The sequence below is a fragment of the Streptomyces sp. NPDC028368 genome, from assembly GCF_055565615.1.
Map to the genome: position 1 here is coordinate 316,271 of NZ_JBVHTY010000004.1, position 19,494 is coordinate 335,764.

Below are 19,494 nucleotides of genomic sequence, written 5' to 3' on the forward strand. Positions count from 1 at the left end.
CATGACCGGTTCAGCGATTGCGCCCTCAGGGCTGCGAACCGGGCCACGCCGAGCGCGCCCATGCAAAGCCCATGAGCGCCACGCCGGGACGGGTCTCGCAAGATCAAACATCGTGTGCATCGAACACTTACACAGGGGGATTCATGATGCGAAAAGGCAATAGCGGCTTCTCCGAAGCAGGGCTGCGCAGACTGCGCGAGGTGCTGGCACGGCATGTCGATTCCGGGAAGATTCCCGGGCTCGTAGCCCTGGTCAGCCGGGGCGAGGAGACACACGTCGAAGCGCTCGGGACGATGCGCCATGACGGTGGCGTACCGATGCGCCGGGACACCATCTTCCGGATGGCCTCGACGACCAAGCCGGTCGCGGTCGCGGTGGCGATGGTCTTGCTGGACGAGTGCCGGCTGCGGCTGGACGACCCGATAGACCGGTGGCTGCCCGAGCTCGCCGACCGGCAGGTGCTCAAGCGGCCCGACGGCCCGCTGGACGACATCGTGCCGGCGCGGCGTCCGATCACCGTGCGGGACCTGCTCACCTCCACGTTCGGGCTCGGACTCGATATGACAGCGCGGACCTCTCCGATGATGGGCGCGCTCTTCGAGCAGGGGGTTTACGGCCAGGAGGACGGATGGCTGTTGCCGGCACCGGAACCGGATGAGTGGATGCGCCGCCTTGGCGCGCTCCCGCTGATGTACCAGCCCGGAGAGCGGTGGCTGTACAACGTCAGCGACGACGTGCTCGGCGTGCTCGTCGCCAGGGTCACCGGCCAGTCGTTCGAGACGTTCCTGCGCGAGCGCATCTTCGATCCGCTGGGCATGAAGGACACCGGTTTTCACGTGCCCGCTGACAAGATCGACCGGCTGCCGCCCCTGTACGCCCCCGATCCGCAGACCGGAGAGTTCATCGTGGCGGACGAGGTCGAAGGGGGACACCACAGCAAGCCTCCGGCGTTCGAGTCAGGCGGCGGCGGACTCGACTCCACCGTCGACGACTATCACGCCTACTTCCGGATGCTGTTGAACCACGGGATGCACGGGACCCAGCGGATCCTGTCCCGGCCCTCTGTTGAGCTGATGACCACCAACCGCCTCACGCCCGAGCAGTTGGCTGCCCGAGAAGCCTGGGGCCGCAACGTCGTCCATTTGTCACACGGCACGGGACAGCACGGCGGCTGGGGCTTCGGGATGGCGGTGCGCACCTACCGTGGTGACTTCGCGCCCATCGGCCAGTTCGGCTGGGACGGCGGAGCCGGCACCACTACGTACGCCGACCCGGCGAACCGGCTCGTCGGCATCCTGCTCACCCAGACCGGGATGTCCACTCCGGATTCGGCGCGGGCCATCCACGACTTCTGGACCACCCTCTACCAGGCAATCGACGACTGACTCGCCTACCTGGTCGAAGACAACTGGGACCCCGCCCCGAGTCCGACGACATCGCCGACAGCCACCTGGACCGCAGCGCAACCGCAGCACCGGTGCCCCCGTCCCCGGCGGGCGGCGACGTTGGTGGGGCTGAAGTTGGCCCATGTGGGGCGGGTTGGTCGACTGTGACGTAGCGGGCGATGTTGCCCGACGACAGCACCGTGTACCTGGATGCCGGCTACGAGTCGGGCAACACCCGCACCACCTCGCCGCACGCGGACTACGAAGCCGGATTGCGCACAAACCGGATTGCGCACAAAGGCGAGAAGGCCCCTGTCCAGGCCACCCAGCGCCGGCGCGTAGAGCGCACCAGCGCCTGGCAGAACGCCGTCTACCGGCTCGCACACTGCTACGAACGCCGCCCCAGCGTCATCAACGCCTTTTTCGACCTCGCGGATGCCGTCATCACCCTGCGCAGCCTGTTCCGACGCGCCTGGACCACCACCGCTGGGACCACCGACCCACCCGACGACCCTGCCCCCGACACCTATCCGAGCGAGCTCTTCCTCACCTGAGACGTCTTGCCTCCGGGCCGTGACCCGTGGATGTACTGGTCGGCCCAGGCGCTGATGATGTGGGCGGCTCGCTGCGCTTGTCCTCGTGCGGTCAGGAAATGATCTGCCCCTTCGAGCGAGACGAAGCTTCGCGGGTGTCGTGCCTCGCGGAAGATCTCCCCGGCGTTGTCGATGTCGACAGTGTTGTCGGTAGGCGAATGCAGGACGAGCAGCGGCAGGTCCAACTCACGGATCCGGTCGCGCAGATGAGCACGGCGGACGTCTTCGACGAAGGCGCGCTTGAGGACCAGGGTCCGCCCGCCGACGAACCACTCGTGCGACCCGTCACTGAGAACGCGATCCACGACCGCGTCGTACTGTCGCTCGACGTGGCTGGGGTCGGCAGGCGCCCCGATCGTGGCGACCGCGCGGACGCCGGTTGCCTCGGCCGCTGCGGCGAGGACGGCGGCGCCTCCCCATGAGTGCCCCACCAGCAGGTCTGCTGGAGTCCCTCGCTCCGCCATCAAGGCTGCCGCACGGACCGTGTCCTGGACCTTGACGGTGAAGGAACCGTCCCCCCAGTCGCCGTCGGAGTCCCCGATCCCGAGGTTGTCGTAGCGCAGCATGCCGATCCCCTCGCGTGCCAGCTGCTTGCTGACGCGCGAGGCGGCCGGCGAGTCCTTGCCGAGTGTGAATCCGTGCACGAAGATCCCCCAGCCTCGGATCTCGCCGTCTGGCAGGTCGATCGTTCCGGCCAGTTCGGGGCCGACGACGCTCGGGAATCTCACTTTTTCGGTCATGTTGCGATCACCTAGGCAGGGACGGTTCGTGGGGCAGAGGGGACGAGGGCGACACCGGCTGGTGCCACGCGCGTGCTCCGAGCAGGAGAGCAGTGAGCGCGGCGCTTGTCGCTGTCGGCGCGTCAGACGGTCGGCTTCTGTACGGAGGTCGGCTTGGTGGTGAGCAGTGCAGTGATCTCCTCGGCGAGGTGCGGGCCGAGCTCGCCCCAGCCCTCCTTGTAACCGTAGACGCCGGCCAGGGTGCGGGCCTCGTAGTCGCCGTTCATGATTTCGATGTCGGTGGCCGTGATGAGCGCCGGGTGGGCGACGCCGACGGCCGCCGAGACCTTTATCAGCTCCTTGCGGAGGGTGCGGAGGTAGACAGCGGCCCGGGTGGCCTTCGAGGTCGGGTCGAGGCCGCGGGCCAGCCACGGGTTCTGGGTGGCGATGCCGGTGGGGCACTTGTCGGTGTGGCACTTCTGCGCCTGGATGCAGCCGATCGACAGCATCGCCTCACGGGCCACGTTGATCATGTCGGCACCCAGAGCGAAGGCGACCGCGGCGTTCTCGGGCAGGCCGAGCTTGCCGGAGGCGATGAAGGTGAGGTCATCGGTCAGCCCCAGCTCGGCGAAGGCGCCGTAGACCCGGGAGAAGCCCATCCGGAAGGGCAGCGACACCGAGTCGGAGAAGGTCAGCGGTGCCGCCCCGGTGCCGCCCTCGCCGCCGTCGATGGTCACGAAGTCGACACCACGGTCACCACGCGCCATCAGCGTGGCCAGCTCCTGCCAGAAGTCCATCTCTCCCACCGCGCTCTTGATTCCGACCGGCAGACCGGTCTCGGTGGCGAGCAGTTCGACGAAGTCGAGCATCGAGTCGACGTCGCTGAACGCGGTGTGCCGCGACGGGGAGGCGCAGTCCTCGCCGAGCGGGATGCCGCGGATCTCGGCGATCTCCGGGGTCACCTTCGCGCCCGGCAGCATCCCGCCCAGCCCTGGCTTGGCGCCCTGGGAGAGCTTGATCTCTATCGCCTTGACCGGGGCGCCGGCGACCACATCCTTGAGCTTGTCGATGTTGAAGCTGCCGTCCTCGTTGCGGCAGCCGAAGTAGGACGTACCGATTTGAAGGACGAGGTCGCCGCCGTTGCGGTGGTACGGGGAGAGGCCGCCCTCTCCCGTGTTCTGCATCGTGCCGGCCAGCGCCGCTCCCTTGTTGAGCGCCGTGATCGCCGCGCCGGAGAGCGATCCGAAGCTCATCGCCGAGATGTTCACCACGCTCGCCGGTCGGAACGCCTTGGCACGCCCGCGAGGCCCGCCCAGCACCTTGGCTGAGGGCAGTGGGGCCTGCGGGTCGTGGGCGTCGGGCAGCGTGTCGGCGAACGTTCGCTGCTTCAGGTACGCGTGCCCCTGCATGTGCTCAACGTCGTTGTCGGTTCCGAACCCGAAGTAGTTGTTCTCCCCCTTCGCCGACGCATAGATCCAGGTGCGCTGGTCACGACTGAACGGGCGCTCCTCGTCGTTGGAGGTCACGATGTACTGCCGCAGCTCCGGCCCGATCGTCTCCAACAGATACCGGGCATGCCCGATCAGCGGGAAGTTCCGGAGCAATGCGTGCTTCTTCTGGACAAGGTCACGAGCGGCCACCAGTGCCAGTGCCGTTGCGGTGGCCGTGACGATGCTCCGGGCGCGCATGAACGTTCCTCTCCTCGATGATCGACGCCATCGCCATGCGATGGACGTCGTCGTGTCGTGTCGGGCGTTGGGCGGCGGACACGACCAAGCGGGCGTCAGCGTCCGTCGGAGAACGCGAAATGATATTAGAGGCCCGCACGGATGGGTACGGGGGCAGGGTCGTCGGGTGGGGTGGTGGTCCCAGCGGTGGTGGTCCAGGCGCGTCGGAACAGGCTGCGCAGGGTGATGACGGCATCCGCGAGGTCGAAGAAGGCGTTGATGATGCTGGGGCGGCGTTCGTAGCGCTGGGTGGCCTGGACAGGGGCCTTCTCGCTCCCGGCGAGGCTGGGTCGGCGATGCCCGGCAGATGGCCGGCGGGAGCGGCGCACGGGCCCTGGACGCCGACGGGGCCGGGTGGACGAAGGTGCCGTCGGTCAACGGCCAGGAGCCGCCAGCGATGCTAGAGCGCGACGGGAAGCTCCACATCGTCTGCACCCACTATCAATGGGGGGACCAGCAGGCGAGCCGGGGAGACAAGCCGTCAGAGCGGGTTCGGCGGCGCGATCCAGCCGAGCGAGCGCTCGACCGCCCGCTTCCAGTTCTCGTACTCCGACTGCCGCCGCTGGGGGGACATGTCCGGCAGCCACTGGGCGGCCCGGTGCCAGTTGCGGCGCAGGACCTCCAGGTCGGGCCAGTAGCCGGCGGCGAGCCCAGCGGCGTAGGCGGCGCCCAAGGAGACCGTCTCGACGGCCATGGGGCGCACCACGGGCACGTCGAGCACGTCGGCCAGGAACTGCATGAGCAGATTGTCGGACGTCATACCGCCGTCCACCTTGAGCACCTTGAGGGCAAGCGAGGAGTCGGCGTTCATGGCGTCGACCACCTCCCGGGTCTGCCAGCCAGTGGCCTCCAGCACGGCTCGGGCCAGATGCTCCTTGGTGATGTACGAGGTGAGGCCGACGATGACGCCGCGGGCGTCGCTGCGCCAGTGCGGCGCGTACAGGCCGGAGAACGCCGGGACGATGTAGCAGCCGCCGTTGTCCTCGACGGCGCGGGCGAGGGTCTCGATCTCGGGGGCGGTGCTGATCAGCCCCAGCCGGTCGCGGAACCACTGGACCAGCGCGCCGGTGACGGCGATCGGGCCTTCGAGTGCGTAGACCGCGGGCTGGTCCGCGATCTTGTACGCGACGGTGGTGAGCAGCCCGTGCCGGGACCTTACGAGCTCGGTGCCGGTGTTGAGCAGCAGGAAACTGCCGGTTCCGTAGGTGCACTTCGCCTCGCCGGGGGCGAAGCAGGTCTGTCCGAACAGCGCCGCCTGCTGGTCACCGAGTGCCGCGGTGATACGGACGCCCGGGAGGACGGAACGGGCGGTTCCGTAGGTCTCGGCCGAGGAGTGGATCTCCGGGAGCATCGGGCGGGGGACCCCGAAGAACTCCAGCAGCTCCTTGTCCCAGTCGAGGGTGCTGATGTTCATGAGCATGGTGCGGCTGGCGTTGGTGACGTCGGTGAGGTGCTTACCGCCGGCCGGCCCGCCGGTGAGGTTCCAGATCAGCCAGCTCTCCATCGTGCCGAACAGCACCTCGCCGTCCTCGGCGCGCTGCCGCAGCCCGTCGAAGTGGTCGAACAGCCAGCGGATCCGGGGGGCGGAGAAGTACGTGGAAGGGGGCAGGCAGCAGCGCTGGAGGAAGAACTCGTCCCCGGGCCGGCTTCTGAGCTCCTCGACCAGGGGGGCCGTACGGGTGTCCTGCCAGACGATCGCCCTACCCAGCGGGGTGCCCGTACGCCGGTCCCACAGCACGGTCGTCTCGCGCTGGTTGGCGATCCCGATGGCCGCGACCTCATCGGGGCCGACATCGGCGTCGGAGAGCGCCTGCGGCACCACGCGCTGGAGGGTGTGCCAGATCTCGACGGCGTCGTGCTCGACCCACCCGGGTTGGGGGAAGTGCTGCTGGTGCTCCCGCTGGGCGACCGACACCAGCCGCCCCTGGTGGTCGAACAGGATGCATCGGGTGGAGGTGGTGCCCTGGTCGATGGACATCACATACCGCTCAACCATGATCAGCCTTCCGTTGCGGTGCACAAGGGCGGCGGGGCTCACCAGCGGGCGGCCCCCAGATCTCTGGAGATCGCGCGGGCCGCGTGCCGCACCTGGGTCACCAGGGCCGGCTGTGGGACCCCTTTGGAGTCGCAGATCCGCTCGACCGTGCCGGAGATGCCGATGGCGCCCACCACGAGGCCACCGTGGCCCCGTATCGGCGCGGCGATGCCGGCCTCGTCCGTGATCATCTCTTGCACTTCGGCAGCCCACCCGAGCTCCCGGACCTCGGTGAGCGCGCGGGTGAGGCGCTCCGGGGCGACCAGGGTGTGCCGGGTGTACGCCTCCAGCCCGGCCTCCACGGCCGGCTCCAGGGGCACGCTGCCGAAGGCCAGCAGCACCTTGCCGAGCGAGGAGGCGTGCAGGGGCAGCAGCGCGCCCACGTCCAGTGTCTGGAGGGTGTCGTCGGGGCGGAAGACGTGGTGGACGATGAGCACCTGGCCCTCCAGGGGCGCGCCCAGGCGGACCGCCTCCCCGCTGCGGGCGGCCAGGGCGTCGGCCCAGTTGATCGAGCGGGACCGGAGCTCGTTCACGTCGAGGTAGCTGGTGCCCAGGTGCAGCAGCGCGGCCCCGAGCTGGTACTTTCCGGTCGCCGGGTCCTGCTCGACGAAGTCGAGATTCTGCAGGGTGCGCAGAATGCCGTGGGTGGTGCCCTTCGCCAGCCCGAGCGACGCGGCCACCTCACCCAGCCCGAGCCGACGGGGTCCGCTGGCGAGCAAACGCAGGATTGCCGCCGCCCGTTCGATCGACTGGACCGGGCCGGCCATGAGGCAATCGTAGTCCTGCGGTCGGCATCTGCCGGTAAGGATGGTCTCCGCAGGCGGGCGTTCGGTAATGCCGACCGATGTTCATTGACCGCGTCCACCGTCCCCCATAGCGTCCCTCTCAAGCCCGGCGTCCAGCCGGTAGTGGGCCTCGGAGGAGGCAGCATGACGGCACAGCTTGATGTGGTGGTTCGGGAGGCGGTCGAACATGTCTGTCCGCTGCCGCACATCCCCGAGGCCGTCTCGGTCGTACGCCGGCGGGCGCGTACGGTCCTGGCGGACTGGAACCTGGCCCCGGACCTCGCCGAGGACGCGCTCCTCGTGGTCTCGGAGCTGATCACCAACGCGGTCGTCCACGCCCTGCCTCCGGCGGTGCTGCGGCTGTCGCAGGTCGTCGACGGGCGCAACGCCCTGCGGGTTGAGGTCACCGACGCGGGGCCTGCGGCGGCGGGCGGGCGGCCGGTCGTCGAGCCCTGTGCGGGTGAGCGCGGCCGCGGACTCGGCATCGTCACCGCCCTGGCGGACGAGTGCGGAACGCGGGTCCATGCGGGCGGTATCACACGGTGGGCGGAGCTCCTCGCAGCGTGAGCCGGTGGGCCCCCAGCCGGCCCGGGGCAACGCACGCACGACGAGGCGCTTGCGGGCGGCGTCCCTCGTCCACGGCGGGCGGTGCACGGACGCAAGCGGCCCGAAGGCTGCCGGATTCCCTCACGGCCACTGCCTCCAGGTGCAGGGCGGGGGTCGGGTCCGGTCACCGCCGCGGACAGTGTCGCTGATCCTGCAGAGGACGCGACCGGGGCGCGGAAGGTCGACATTGGGATGCGCCGGGTGTCAGGGAACCCATCAGAGGTGCTACGGCGTTCGGAAGGCCAGGACCGCGTTCTGACCGCCGAAGCCGATGGAGTTGCTGAGTGCCGCACGCAGTCGCTGGGAGCGGGGGGCCCGGGTGACGACGTCCAGGTCGATGTCGGGGTCGAGGCGGTCGAGGTTGGCGATAGGCGGGATGGCCTGGTGTTGCAGGCTCAGTACGGTGACGGCGGCTTCGATGCCGCCCGCGCCGCCGATCGAGTGTCCAAGGACGCTCTTGTTCGCCGTGACCGGCGGCGGTGTGCCGAAGACCGAGCACAGAGCGCGCGCTTCGGCCAGGTCGTTTTGCTGAGTGGACGTCCCGTGGGCGTTGACGTGGTCGATGTCCGATGCCGACAGGGCGGCATCGGCGAGTGCGGCGCGGATGGCCCGTACCACTCCCTGGCCCTCCGGGTCGGGCGAGGTGGAGTGGTAGCCGTCGGCGGAGGCTCCGTATCCGGCGACGAGGGCACGGACCAGCGCATTTCTGGCGCGGGCGTCTGCCAGCCGTTCCAGTACGAGGACGCCCGCACCCTCGCCCAGCACGAACCCGTCCCGGTCCGCATCGAACGGCCGGCACGCACCGGCGGGGTCGTGCACCCTGGCGGACAGGGCTCCCATCTGACCGAAGCTGGCCGCGGCCATGGGGTAGCAGACGCTTTCGCTGCCGCCGGTGATCGCGATGTCGCACGCTCCGGAGACGAGCAGGTTGCGGGCGATGCCAATGGCTGTGCCCCCGGACGCGCAGGCGGTGGAGGTGACCAGGCTGGGACCCAGCGCCTTGAGGTCCGTGCTGATTTCGCCGGCGAGCATGTTGGCCACCGTACGCGTGATGCTCAAAGGGGAAATTGCCTTGTGCCGACCGCTGCTGAGCAGGTCGTACTCCTTTTGGCTCTGGTCGTTGCCGCCGTTCCCGTTGCCGAGGACCACGGCGACGCGGGCCCCGTCCCAGGAGGTGGGGTCCCATCCGGCATCGGTGACCGCTTCGCGGGTGGCGACCAGTCCCATCTGGATGAATCTGTCGATACGCCAGCTCAACCGGCGCCCAAGGAGGGCCACGGGGTCGAAGCCGGACACCCGGCAGGAGAAGTTCACCGGAAGGCCGGCCAGCTGCTCGTCCGTGGCGGCCGGCGACCGGCCGGAGAGCAGCCCGTCCCACGTTGCCTGGACACCGATCCCGGCTGGGGTCACCAGTCCCAGCCCGGTGACCGCGACATCCACCGCCGTCATGGGATGGTGGGGGTAGCCGGTACGTCCTGCCGGGCGGTGTCCGTGCCCACGGCCTCCCCGTCGTTGCGCCGCTTCTCGACGATCTGGCAGAACTCCCCGAGCGTCGGCTTGATGTCCTCCTCTGTCAGTTGGACGCCGAGCCGGTCCTCGATGATCACGGTGAGTTCGGTGATCGAGAGCGAGTCGAGTTCCAGGGCCTCGAAGGTGGCGTCGGGCTTGATGATGTTTTCGGGCACGCCCAAGTGCTCGCTGAGCAGGTCGGCGACGAATTCGTATGTGGTGGTCATCGGTATCCCTCGTGAAGTGCGTGCGGATGGTGGAGGGTTGGGAGGTCGGGAGGTCGGGAGGTCGGAAGGGGTGGGTGACTCAGTGGTCGGGTGTAGACGTTGCGGGCCGATGGATCAGCCCCTGACACGACGTGACATTCATGGTGGTCGGTGCGGTATACGGGCCCTGGCCAACCAGGACAGGACGTGGGCACGAACCCTCAGGAACGGAGCGGGGGCCCACCAGTTCCAGCGGCCTGCCAGGCCCATGAGGGCCGGCACGATCAGGCACCGTACGAGCGTCGCGTCGATGGCGACCGTGAGGGCCAGGCAGACTCCGAGCTCTTGCAGAACGGCCAGCGAGGAGGCCGCCAGTGCGCCGAGGACGATGACTACGGCGAGCGCACCGACGGTCACCAGCCGTCCGGTGCGCTGCAATCCGGTGACGACGGCCCGTTCGTTGTCCCCGGTGCGCAGATATTCCTCGCGAATACGCGCCACCAGGAAGACCTCGTAGTCCATGGACAGGCCGAACGCGATACAGAACACCACCGCCGGAATCAGCGGATCGACATGACCGGTGGCGGTGCCGCCCAGGAGCCGGGACAGATGCCCCTCCTGGAAGAGAGACACCATGGCACCGAACGCCACCGTCAGGCTCAGCAGATTCATGACCAGGGCCTTGACCGGGACGAGCACGCTCCCTGTGAAGAAGAACAGCAGCACCGCGACGGCGGCGATGATCAGCGCGGCGGCCCAGCCCAGGTGCCGTGCAAGGGTCTCCTTCATATCCACCAGCGCGGCCGTCTCCCCGGCCACCAGTACCGGGCCCGCCCCCTTCTGCGCCCTGACCGCGCCGACCAGCTGCTGAGCCGTCGCACTGTACGGTCCGGCTTGTGTGGTGACGGAGTACCAGGTCCCGTGCCCGACGCCGCCGGCAGGCCGGGCGGGCGACGCGGCGAGTCGTCGGCCGTCGCGGAAATTCCCCTCGGCACCCAGCACCAGGTCGGCGCCCGCCAGCCGGGAGAGGGCCCGGCCCATGCGGTCGGCGGCCGGGGAGCCGGCCCGGATCCCGGGGGTCAGCGCCGTGAGCGTGGTCCCGTTCAGCAGTGGGAACTCGGCGTGCGCCCGCTCCGCAGCGAGGCGCGGAGCCGCATCGCGGGGCAGCCAGTCCTCGTCGATGAACCCCATGCGCGCCCCGAAAGCAGGCACGGCGAGGAGTGCGAGGAACGCGGACACGGTGATGAGTACGGCCAGTGGGCGCCGCAGCACCGCGCGGGCCAGCCGCTCCCAGAAGCCCGGAGCACCGGCGTCCCGGGCCCGCCACCACCGTACGCGCACGGGGCGGCGGCTCAGGCGGCGCCCGAAGAGCGCGAGCAGTGCCGGCTGGACCACCAGCGCGGCGACACCGGCCAGGCAGACCACCGCCACGGCGCCGGCGCCCAGCGAGCGGTGGAAGGGGGTGGGGAAGAACAGCAGCGCGCAGAAGGACAGCGTCACCACGGCTACCGAAATCGCGACCGTGCGGCCTGCCGAGCGCACGGTGGCGCGCACCGCATCCGACACCTCCAGCCCGCGGTCCAGCTCCTCTCGGAAGCGACTGACCATGATCAGGCTGTAGTCCACCGCCAGCCCGAATCCCAGGGCGGTGAGGATGTTGAGTGCGAAGACGTTCACCTGATAGTGCCGCGCCAGAAGGTCCAGGGCGGCCATCGCGCCGGTGACGCTGACCAGCCCCATGGCGAGTGGCAGCGCACAGGCCAGCACCGAGCCGAACACCATCAGGAGCACGGCGGAGACCAGCGGAACACCGATCATCTCGGAGCTGACGAGGTCGCGGCGGCTCTGCTCTTCGGTGTACCGGTTGACGGACAGCCGTCCGGACGCCTCCACGGTCAACGGAGGCCGGGCACCGGCGTACTTCCGGATCAGGCGCTGCGCGGTGCGTGTCATCTGCTGGTCGTCCCCTGCGACGGCGAGCGTCAGCAAGGCGGCATGTCGGTCGGCCGACAGCAGGGACCGGGTGGGCGGGGACCAGGGGGCGCGTACGAAGACGACACCGGGTTCGGCGGCCAGTTCGGCGACGAGCCGCCGACCGGCTGCCGAGGCCTGCCGCCCGTCCACCGCACCCGTCGAACGGGCCACGAACACCAGCTTCGGGGTCCCGGATTTGTAGCGCTGTGTCAGCAGTCGTTCCGCACGGCTCGACTCCGCCGACGGGTCGAAGTATCCGCCGTCCACCAGGCGTCCGTGCACGCCGCCGGCGGCGATACCGGAACCGAGTACCGCCACCAGGGCCAGGCCCAGGATCAGCCATCGGTACGTCACGGCCCAGTGTCGAGGGGCGGCCGTGGCGGGCCGCTCCTTCTCCTGCTCCCCGACCGCTTCTCTGCTCATCATCACAGCCCGGCGCGCGCCGTCATCTCGTCCAGCTCATGCATCCACAGCTGCACCAGGCCGTCGCAGCCGCCTACTGTCCGGTCCGCGACGAAGCAGATCTGTGCGGTGGCGGCATAGCTGGAAAAGCATGCCGCGAGCGCATGGCCGGCCGGGAGGAGATTCAGCGGGATGACGTCGGTAATGACCCGGTCGCCGAGGCGGAGACGCTTCTCGGGTCCGGGAACGTGGGACGCCAGTACCGTCGTGCTCCGCGGGTGCAGATCGAGTTCGAGGAGCCAGCGGCCGAACCGGTCGGGGACCATCCGTCCCAGGGCGCCGGCGTGGGGATTGAAAAGCGATGAACGGACCTTGCGCGTACGGGCTTTCACGTACTCCAGTCGCTCAACGGGATCGTCCAGGCCGACGGGCAGCCGTACTGCCGCGCCCAGCACCGAGTTCCCCCTCTTGCCTGCGTTGTCCCGACGCCGCAGGGTGACCGGCACCATCATGCGCATCGGTTGCCGGCCGAGCGGTCGGCCGCGGTCCCCGGACCAGCTCTTGAGCGCGCCGGCCAGGGACGACAAGTACAGGTCGTTGGGGGTGGCTCCGTGTACGGCGGCGACTTTCCGGAAACGGGCCAGCTCCACGCTGCCCCACGCATAGTGCAACTTGCCTGTCAGGGGAAAGCCGTCCGGTACGAGACGAGCGGCCCGGCCCAGTCCGCCCAAGGCGCCGATGCCTTCGCGGACGGCGGTTGCCAGTTCGGCTGTGGTGCCCCGGCGGGCCGTGCGGCCAGGCGGCGGGGCGCCTGCCTTTGAGGAGGCGGCGGGCCCGCTGAGGGTGCCACGGAAGAGTTCGCTGAGCAGCATGCCGTCGAAGTGCGCATGATGCCCCCGCAGTACGACCGCGAACTCGTCGGGGGCGTAGCCGTGCAGAATCCATACTCCCCAAAGACGTTCCGGCAAGGGTGCCGCGGCCAGATCCGCCAGCGCGGCGCGCAGTCCGTCCAGCCGTGTCCCCGCGGCGACGGGCGTACGAAAGACATGGTCTGCGGCGGCGAACGGGGCCCCCGCCCCTCTGCCGGACCCACCTGGTGGTACTTCTGCGAGTTCCGGATAGCGGGCTACCGCAAGGTCCACCAGGAGACACATTTCCTCGTGGTCGGGCACGTCCCCCGTGATGCGGCTGACGCCCCCCACCGCGACCGATGTGCCCGGGTGCGCCGCTGCGTAGTCGAAGAAAGCTCCCCTGCATTCCCTGACGCCGGCCTGCCGCCCAGCTGTGGGCGCCGGATCCTGTCCGGCAGTGGCCCGACGAAGGGCATCTCGGAGACCCATCTCGATACCTTCCTGAAAGAGGACGAGGACGTGAACGCAAGAAATATGTGCTGGTCCGTCAGATATCGGTGTGCTCAAGGGCAATTGGGCCGAACGAGGTGTGCCAGAGAGCCGGCATCTGCCGCGCTCGGCGCCGGCAACACCCGGCACTAATTCAAAGGTCTAAAGAATCCGGGCGCGATGCCTGGCGAGTTTGCCGAGAGTGTCCAGGGAGTTTTCCGATCCGCTCAAAAGCGAGGAGCCGTCCCCGATGAAGCGTTCGCATATACCGATGTGCGCGGTGTACACCTCGTCCACGGCGTTCAGCAGATTCCGGCGGATTTTGCAGGAATCCCTGCATATTTCACTGTGCATTGCACCCCAGGCGCGCAATCGGGTGATGAGCACGCGGTGATCGGCCGACCAGAGTCCGGAGAACCCTTCGGTGGAATGCTGGGGCGGCGCCATGGAAGGCCGCACGATGCGCTCATACGTGGACCGGGAAAAGGAGGCGGTCAGGCGCATGGCGGCGGCACTCGCGTGCAGGAAGACGCGAGTGGCCTGAACTCCCGGCCCGCAGGAACGGGCGCGCGGTGCGGCCAGCGCGTCCTGCAAACCCACGATGGCCGCTTGGGTGAGCGTGAAGAACAGGCGGTGCCCGTGTATCCAGCGCTGCTGAGCGGCCGTATCGGGCGTCAGTCCCGGTTCCGCGACGGGAGCCAGGCAGACCGCATCCAGAGCCTGGTGGAGCGCCGGTTCGGCGGCGCCTTCAGGTAGCGAGGCCATTGCGCTCACCGTGGTGACCAGCGCCTCGGAAAGCAGCAGGGCCGGCGCACCGGAGACCCGGATGACACCGAAAAAGGAGTCGTAATCGGATTCCCGCGGGTCGGACAGCGGGCACCGGACCGAGCGAACCGGGCGACCTTCTCGAACGGATGAACGCCACAGCGACTCAAGTCGCTCTGGTAGCTGTTCCGGGTCAGGAAGCCGGAGTTCGACACGACGAGGATGCATAAGCGACATAATAGACAAAGCACAATAAAGCCGCTACTTTTCTGTTATGGGTGATGAGTTTGAAGAGGCGATAGAAACGGCCACCAGACAACTCGTCGCCCATTGGCGGGCATTGGCAGCCCGGGAGGTGCCGGTGACCCCACCGTGCGAACCCGGCTCGCTGCTCACCGCACTGCCGTCGGCGCCTCCCGAGCAAGCGGAGAGCCTCGGAGAGCTGCTGGCCGACACCTGGAAGCTCATCGTTCCGGGCCTGACCCATTGGCAGCATCCGGCATTCCTGGGCTACTTCCCGACCAGTAACTCCCCTTCGTCCGTGCTCGCCGAGTACGTCACCGCCGGGCTGGGCGTACAGGGCATGATGTGGTCGACATCGCCGGCGGCCACGGAGCTGGAGCAAGTGGTCACGGACTGGTTGGCCCAAGCCCTCGGCCTGCCGGAAGCCTTCCACCATTCGAGTGGCCGCGGCGGCGGAGTCATTCAGGACTCCGCCTCATCGGCGGTACTCGTGGCCACTGCGGCGGCCCTTCAACGGGCGTCGCAGGGGCGGTGGCGTACGGCCGGAACCGAGGGCCGTTACCGGATGTACTGCACGGAACGGGCCCACTCCTCCATCCCCAAGGGCGCCCGGCTCGCCGGCCTGGGCGAGCCGCAGCTCATCGCCACACTGCCGGGCACCGGCCGGATGGATCCCGACGCGCTCAGCGCACGCATCGACGTCGACCGTGCGGCCGGCTTCATCCCTGCCATCGTCGTCGCTACGATCGGCACCACCGATATCTGCGCCGTGGACCCCGTACCGGACATCGGGCAACTGTGCCGGCGGGAGGACGTGTGGCTGCACGTGGATGCCGCCTACGCGGGCTCCGCGACACTGTGCCCGGAATACCGGCACCTCATTGACGGCATCGCCTTCGCCGACTCCTACGCCGTCAACGCCCACAAGTGGATGCGTACGGGGACCCCGTGCGACGTCATGTGGACCTCCGACCGTGCCACACTCACCGACGCCATGAGCATCTCCCCCTCATACCTGCGGAACCCTGCGACCGACTCCGGCCGGGTCGTGGACTTCCGCGACTGGCAGGTACCCCTCGGCCGCCCTATGCGTGCCCTCAAACTCTGGTACGTGATGCGGGCCCACGGCGTAGAAGGCCTGCGCAAAGCCATCCGTCACGACATCCGCCTGGCGGCCCGGCTGGCCCGCCTCATCACGGCCGAGCCCGGGTTTCACCTGGAGGTGCACGAGCTGGGCCTGGTCGTCTTTCGTCGCGACACCGATGACAACACCCGTGACCTGCTTTCCCGCCTGCAATCCGACCCCACGCTCCTGTGCACCCCCACAAGCGTCAACGGCCGCCCCGCCGTCCGGGCCGCCTTCGGATCTCCGTACGTCGATGCCGACACGCTGCACTACGTCTGGAAACGGATCCGCACCCACGCCCAGTACCCGGAGAATCTCTCGGCCTCCCCTTCGTGACACGGCGGCATATGACGTCGTCTCAGCCCTCGCGATCACGCCGCAGAGACGCGCATCGGCGCGGTCAATCCGTCCCTCACGGCCATGGCGAACGCCCTACGGGTGGGCGACCACCTCGTGGACCGACTGAGCTGACCGCGGGTGTCGTTGGTCCGACCGGGCGGTGATGCTCGGCCGTGCGGACCAACAGCAGCTCGTGCGGGCCGCCGCTCCCCGCCGTCGGTGCTTCCGTGACCTTCGGACCCTGCCGAGCCGCAGTCCGGCGGACCGGTTCAGACAGTCGAGGAGGCAGTCGATCGTGAGTTCCACCGAGGGGGCACCGGCAGGCGTGGTCCCCGCTCAGCTGCTCAAGGGCCAGAAGGCGATGGTCACCGGCGCCAACTCCGGAATCGGCAGGGCCACGGCCATCGGTCTGGGCCGGGCAGGCGCCGATGTGGTCGTGAACTACGTGGCCGGCCGCGAAGAGGCCGAGAAAGTGGTCGAGGAGATCATGGCCTTCGGCGTGCGCGCCGCCGCGTACGAAGCGGACGTGTCGAACGAAGACCAGGTCGTGGCCATGGTGGACCGGATGGTCCAGGAGTTCGGGACGATCGACATCATGGTCGCCAACGCCGGGCTGCAGCGCGACGCCTCCTTCACTGAGATGACGCTCGCCCAGTGGCAGAAGGTGCTGGACGTCAACCTCACCGGGCAGTTCCTCTGCGCCCGGGAGGCGACCAGGGAGTTTCTGCGGCGCGGGGTCGTCCCGGAGGTGTCCCGCTCGGCCGGGAAGATCATCTGCATGAGCTCCGTCCATCAGGTCATCCCCTGGGCGGGGCACGCGAACTACGCCTCCTCCAAGGGCGGCGTCCAGATGCTGATGGCGACCCTTGCCCAGGAACTCGCGCCCCAGAAGATCCGCGTGAACGCGATCGCTCCGGGAGCCGTCAAGACGCCCATCAACCGCAGCGCGTGGGAGACTCCCGAGGCGCAGGAGGACCTGCTGCGGCTGATCCCGTACAAGCGCATCGGTGAGCCCGAGGACATCGCCCACGCGGCCGTCGCCCTCGCCTCCGACCTCATGGACTACGTCGTGGGTACCACGCTCTACGTGGACGGCGGGATGACCCTCTTCCCCGGCTTCGCCACCGGCGGCTGAGCTTCGTCCGACCTGTCCTCCCGAGCGGCAAGGGAACGTATGCACACCACGGTTCACCTGCTGGCGGACGCCCCGGCCCAGATGCTCCCGGCCAGATCCCTTATGGCCTTCACCCTCGCCTCCCACATCATGCTGGTGCCGCTGGGAGTGGCGCTGCCGCTCATCACCCTCGTCATGCATTCCCGCGGTCTGCGCCGGGGCGGTGGCGACGCCCTGCTGCTGGCGCGGCGCTGGTCGGCCGTGATGGCGGTGCAGTTCGCGATCGGTGTCGTCACCGGCACCGTCTTGTCCTTCGAGTTCGGCCTGCTCTGGCCGGGGCTGATGGGCAGATGGGGCGATGTCTTCGGCATCGGGTTCGGCGTCGAGGCCTGGGCGTTCTTCCTCGAAGCGGTGCTCATCGCCATCTACCTGTACGGCTGGCGCAGACTCAAACCGCGCACCCACTTCCTGCTCGGGCTGCCGCTGCCGGCCGCCGCGCTGCTCGGGGCCTTCGGCATTCTGGCCGCCAACTCGTGGATGAACACCCCGCGGGGCTTCTCGCTCGACTCCGGGGGCAACCCGGTCGACGTGGACGTCTGGAAGGCCGTCTTCACTCCGATGCTCGGGCCGCAGTACTGGCACTTCGTGGTGGCCATGCTGGTGACCGCGGGCTACGTCGTGGCGGGCATCTACGCCGTCGGATGGCTGCGCGGGCGCCGGGACCGCTACCACCGGCTCGGATTCACGATCCCCTTCGCGATCGCCGCGGTGGCCACTCCGGTGCAGTTCGTGCTGGGCGACTCCCTCACCCGGTCGGTGTTCCACAAGCAGCCTGTGAAGTTCGCGGCGATGGAGATCGTCTGGAAGACCGACACCCATGTGCCGGAGTACCTGTTCGGCCGACTGCACGCGGACGGATCCATCTCCGGCGGTATCAAGGTCCCGCAGCTGGACTCCATCCTGGCCGGGTCCCGCCCGGACACCGAGGTGATGGGGCTGACGTCCGTACCGGCGAGCGACAGGCCGACGGCCACTCAGGCCACGATCGCCCACTGGGCCTTCGACATCATGGTCGGGATCGGCTCCGTGCTCGTGCTCCTGGCAGTCTGGTACGGCCTGGTCTGGCTGCGCCATCGTCGGCTGCCCCGCTCCCTGTGGTTCTTCCGCGGCGCCGCCGGTGCCGGAGTCGCCTCCCTCGTTGCCGTCGAATGCGGCTGGATCACCACCGAGGTGGGACGCCAGCCCTGGATCGTCTACCAGAACATGCGTGTCGCCGAAGCGGTGACCTCGACCCGCTCCACCGCCCTGTGGATCATGTTCGGCCTGGTGATCGTGATGTACGTGCTCATCTTCGGATCGTTCCTCACCGTCCTGCTGAAGATGCGCACCCGCTGGCGCCAGGCCGACGAACAAGCAGGTGGGCGGCCGGGGGAGGCACCGGAAGCAGTCACCCCCTACGGCCCTCGCCCCCCGGCCGCGGCCGGTGACGCCCCGGCCTCCGGCGGCAGCGGTTCCACACCGGCCGGAGACGGCCGGTCGTGATCGCCGGCCTCGTCGCCTTCGTGCTGCTGGTCGCCGTGGCCGCCTACGCCTGCGCCGGGGGCACCGACTACGGGGCGGGCTTCTGGGACCTGACGGCCGGCGGAGCCGAGCGCGGCAAGCGCCCCCGATGGCTGATCGACCACGCCATGGCTCCGGTCTGGGAGATCAACAACGTCTGGCTGGTTTTCGTCCTCGTCCTCATGTGGACCGGATTCCCCGTGCTGTTCCAGACCGTGTTCACCGCGATGTGGCTGCCCCTGGCGCTGGCCGTCCTCGGCATGGTCCTGCGCGGCGCCGGATTCGCACTGCGCAAACCCATCCGCCGCCTGGCCCGACGCCGCGTCTACGGCGCCGTGTTCGCCATCGCCTCCCTGCTCACCCCGTTCTTCCTCGGCGCTGCCGTCGGTGGCATCGCCTCCGGCCGGGTCGCGCCGGGTACCGAAGCCTCGGCGGACGCCTGGTCCAACCCCACCTCCGTCCTCTTCGGGCTGCTCACCGTCGCCGCGACCGCGTTTCTCGGCGCCGTGTTCCTGACCGCCGACGCCGCGCGCTTCGATGCGCCCGACCTCGTCGCCTACTTCCGGCGCCGCGCCCTCGCCAGCCTGGTCGTCGTGGCTCTGCTGGCCGTGGCCACGCTCGTCGTCACCCACCGCGACGCCCCCCACGTAGCGCGCGGACTCACCCACGGTGCAGGCCTCGTTCTGACCATCGTGTCCGCGGTGTTCCTCGTCGCCACCGGACTGCTCCTGCTGCGGGACCAGGCCCGCCGGGCCCGCTTCAGCGCCGTCGGCGTCGTGGGCGGGGCCGTGTTCGCCTGGGGCCTCGCCCAGCGTCCCTACCTCATCCCTCCATCCCTGACCGTGGCGGACGCCGCAGGTGATCCCACGACGCTGGCCTGGCTGTCGTGGGTCAGCCTTGGCGGCCTGCTGCTCGTCGGCCCGGCCGTCTTCCTCCTCTACTGGCTGGACACCCATGGCGAGCTGGAACCCCTCACCGACGCCGAGCTGCAGCGGAGCCGACCCACACCGGGTGACACCGCCGACGGCGACTGACCTCCTGGGCCCGGCGCTGTGAGCGAGAGCGA

At 69.1% G+C, this 19,494-nt stretch carries 15 protein-coding genes and 2 pseudogenes; 7 read left to right on the forward strand and 10 right to left on the reverse strand.

The features are described 5' to 3' along the window. Window positions 1-146 precede the first annotated feature (146 nt). Both ACZ4S3_RS11430 and ACZ4S3_RS11435 read left to right on the forward strand, forming a co-directional pair. Entirely contained in the window at window positions 147-1,385 is a 1,239-nt protein-coding gene (locus ACZ4S3_RS11430; RefSeq protein WP_467930605.1) for a serine hydrolase domain-containing protein, read from the forward strand. 182 nt (window positions 1,386-1,567) lie between these two features. Next, window positions 1,568-1,899 (forward strand): annotated as a pseudogene (locus ACZ4S3_RS11435) (IS5/IS1182 family transposase); the annotation flags it as partial. A gap of 12 nt (window positions 1,900-1,911) precedes the next feature. Here ACZ4S3_RS11435 and ACZ4S3_RS11440 read toward each other — a convergent pair. The 5 genes and pseudogenes from ACZ4S3_RS11440 to ACZ4S3_RS11460 form a co-directional block, all read right to left on the reverse strand. After that, window positions 1,912-2,718 (reverse strand): alpha/beta hydrolase family protein, encoded by an 807-nt coding sequence (locus tag ACZ4S3_RS11440; protein ID WP_467930609.1) that lies wholly within the window; start codon window positions 2,716-2,718, stop codon window positions 1,912-1,914. 122 nt (window positions 2,719-2,840) lie between these two features. After that, the gene (locus ACZ4S3_RS11445; RefSeq protein ID WP_467931547.1) at window positions 2,841-4,385 is read right to left on the reverse strand and encodes an FMN-binding glutamate synthase family protein; all 1,545 of its coding nucleotides are present in this window, start codon (window positions 4,383-4,385) and stop codon (window positions 2,841-2,843) included. Window positions 4,386-4,541: 156 nt separating this feature from the next. Next, window positions 4,542-4,696, reverse strand: a pseudogene (locus tag ACZ4S3_RS11450) (IS5/IS1182 family transposase); the annotation flags it as partial. A 209-nt stretch (window positions 4,697-4,905) separates the two neighbouring features. Beyond that, window positions 4,906-6,420: a glycerol kinase GlpK gene (gene glpK / locus ACZ4S3_RS11455; RefSeq protein ID WP_467930611.1), complete on the reverse strand. Its 1,515-nt coding sequence runs from the start codon at window positions 6,418-6,420 to the stop codon at window positions 4,906-4,908. A 38-nt stretch (window positions 6,421-6,458) separates the two neighbouring features. Then, a complete protein-coding gene (locus tag ACZ4S3_RS11460; RefSeq protein WP_467930613.1) occupies window positions 6,459-7,226 on the reverse strand; it encodes an IclR family transcriptional regulator in 768 nt (255 codons plus the stop codon). Between the two features lie 162 nt (window positions 7,227-7,388). Between ACZ4S3_RS11460 and ACZ4S3_RS11465 the strand changes: the two genes are divergently transcribed. Further along, a complete protein-coding gene (locus tag ACZ4S3_RS11465; protein ID WP_467930617.1) occupies window positions 7,389-7,811 on the forward strand; it encodes an ATP-binding protein in 423 nt (140 codons plus the stop codon). 264 nt (window positions 7,812-8,075) lie between these two features. Here ACZ4S3_RS11465 and ACZ4S3_RS11470 read toward each other — a convergent pair whose 3' ends face one another. From ACZ4S3_RS11470 to ACZ4S3_RS11490, 5 genes are all read right to left on the reverse strand, one after another. Beyond that, window positions 8,076-9,299 carry a beta-ketoacyl-[acyl-carrier-protein] synthase family protein gene (locus tag ACZ4S3_RS11470; RefSeq protein WP_467930622.1) on the reverse strand — a complete coding sequence of 408 codons (1,224 nt, stop codon included), beginning with the start codon at window positions 9,297-9,299 and terminating at the stop codon, window positions 8,076-8,078. Further along, window positions 9,296-9,586, reverse strand: a complete 291-nt coding sequence (locus tag ACZ4S3_RS11475) for an acyl carrier protein (RefSeq protein ID WP_467930627.1) — start codon at window positions 9,584-9,586, stop codon at window positions 9,296-9,298. Before ACZ4S3_RS11475 ends, ACZ4S3_RS11470 begins: the two co-directional genes overlap by 4 nt. A gap of 138 nt (window positions 9,587-9,724) precedes the next feature. Next, the gene (locus tag ACZ4S3_RS11480) at window positions 9,725-11,962 is read right to left on the reverse strand and encodes an MMPL family transporter (RefSeq protein ID WP_467930632.1); all 2,238 of its coding nucleotides are present in this window, start codon (window positions 11,960-11,962) and stop codon (window positions 9,725-9,727) included. Between the two features lie 2 nt (window positions 11,963-11,964). Beyond that, window positions 11,965-13,113, reverse strand: coding sequence for a WS/DGAT domain-containing protein (locus ACZ4S3_RS11485; RefSeq protein WP_467930635.1), 1,149 nt, complete (start codon window positions 13,111-13,113; stop codon window positions 11,965-11,967). Window positions 13,114-13,443: 330 nt separating this feature from the next. Continuing rightward, a complete protein-coding gene (locus tag ACZ4S3_RS11490; RefSeq protein WP_467930640.1) occupies window positions 13,444-14,274 on the reverse strand; it encodes a hypothetical protein in 831 nt (276 codons plus the stop codon). A 46-nt stretch (window positions 14,275-14,320) separates the two neighbouring features. Between ACZ4S3_RS11490 and ACZ4S3_RS11495 the strand changes: the two genes are divergently transcribed. From ACZ4S3_RS11495 to ACZ4S3_RS11510, 4 genes are all read left to right on the forward strand, one after another. Next, window positions 14,321-15,751, forward strand: coding sequence for a pyridoxal phosphate-dependent decarboxylase family protein (locus ACZ4S3_RS11495; protein WP_467930645.1), 1,431 nt, complete (start codon window positions 14,321-14,323; stop codon window positions 15,749-15,751). Window positions 15,752-16,049: 298 nt separating this feature from the next. Then, entirely contained in the window at window positions 16,050-16,889 is an 840-nt protein-coding gene (locus ACZ4S3_RS11500) for an SDR family oxidoreductase (RefSeq protein ID WP_467930649.1), read from the forward strand. Between the two features lie 39 nt (window positions 16,890-16,928). Then, window positions 16,929-18,410 (forward strand): cytochrome ubiquinol oxidase subunit I, encoded by a 1,482-nt coding sequence (locus ACZ4S3_RS11505; RefSeq protein WP_467930654.1) that lies wholly within the window; start codon window positions 16,929-16,931, stop codon window positions 18,408-18,410. Beyond that, window positions 18,407-19,462 (forward strand): cytochrome d ubiquinol oxidase subunit II, encoded by a 1,056-nt coding sequence (locus ACZ4S3_RS11510; RefSeq protein WP_467930659.1) that lies wholly within the window; start codon window positions 18,407-18,409, stop codon window positions 19,460-19,462. Before ACZ4S3_RS11505 ends, ACZ4S3_RS11510 begins: the two co-directional genes overlap by 4 nt. Window positions 19,463-19,494 lie beyond the last annotated feature (32 nt).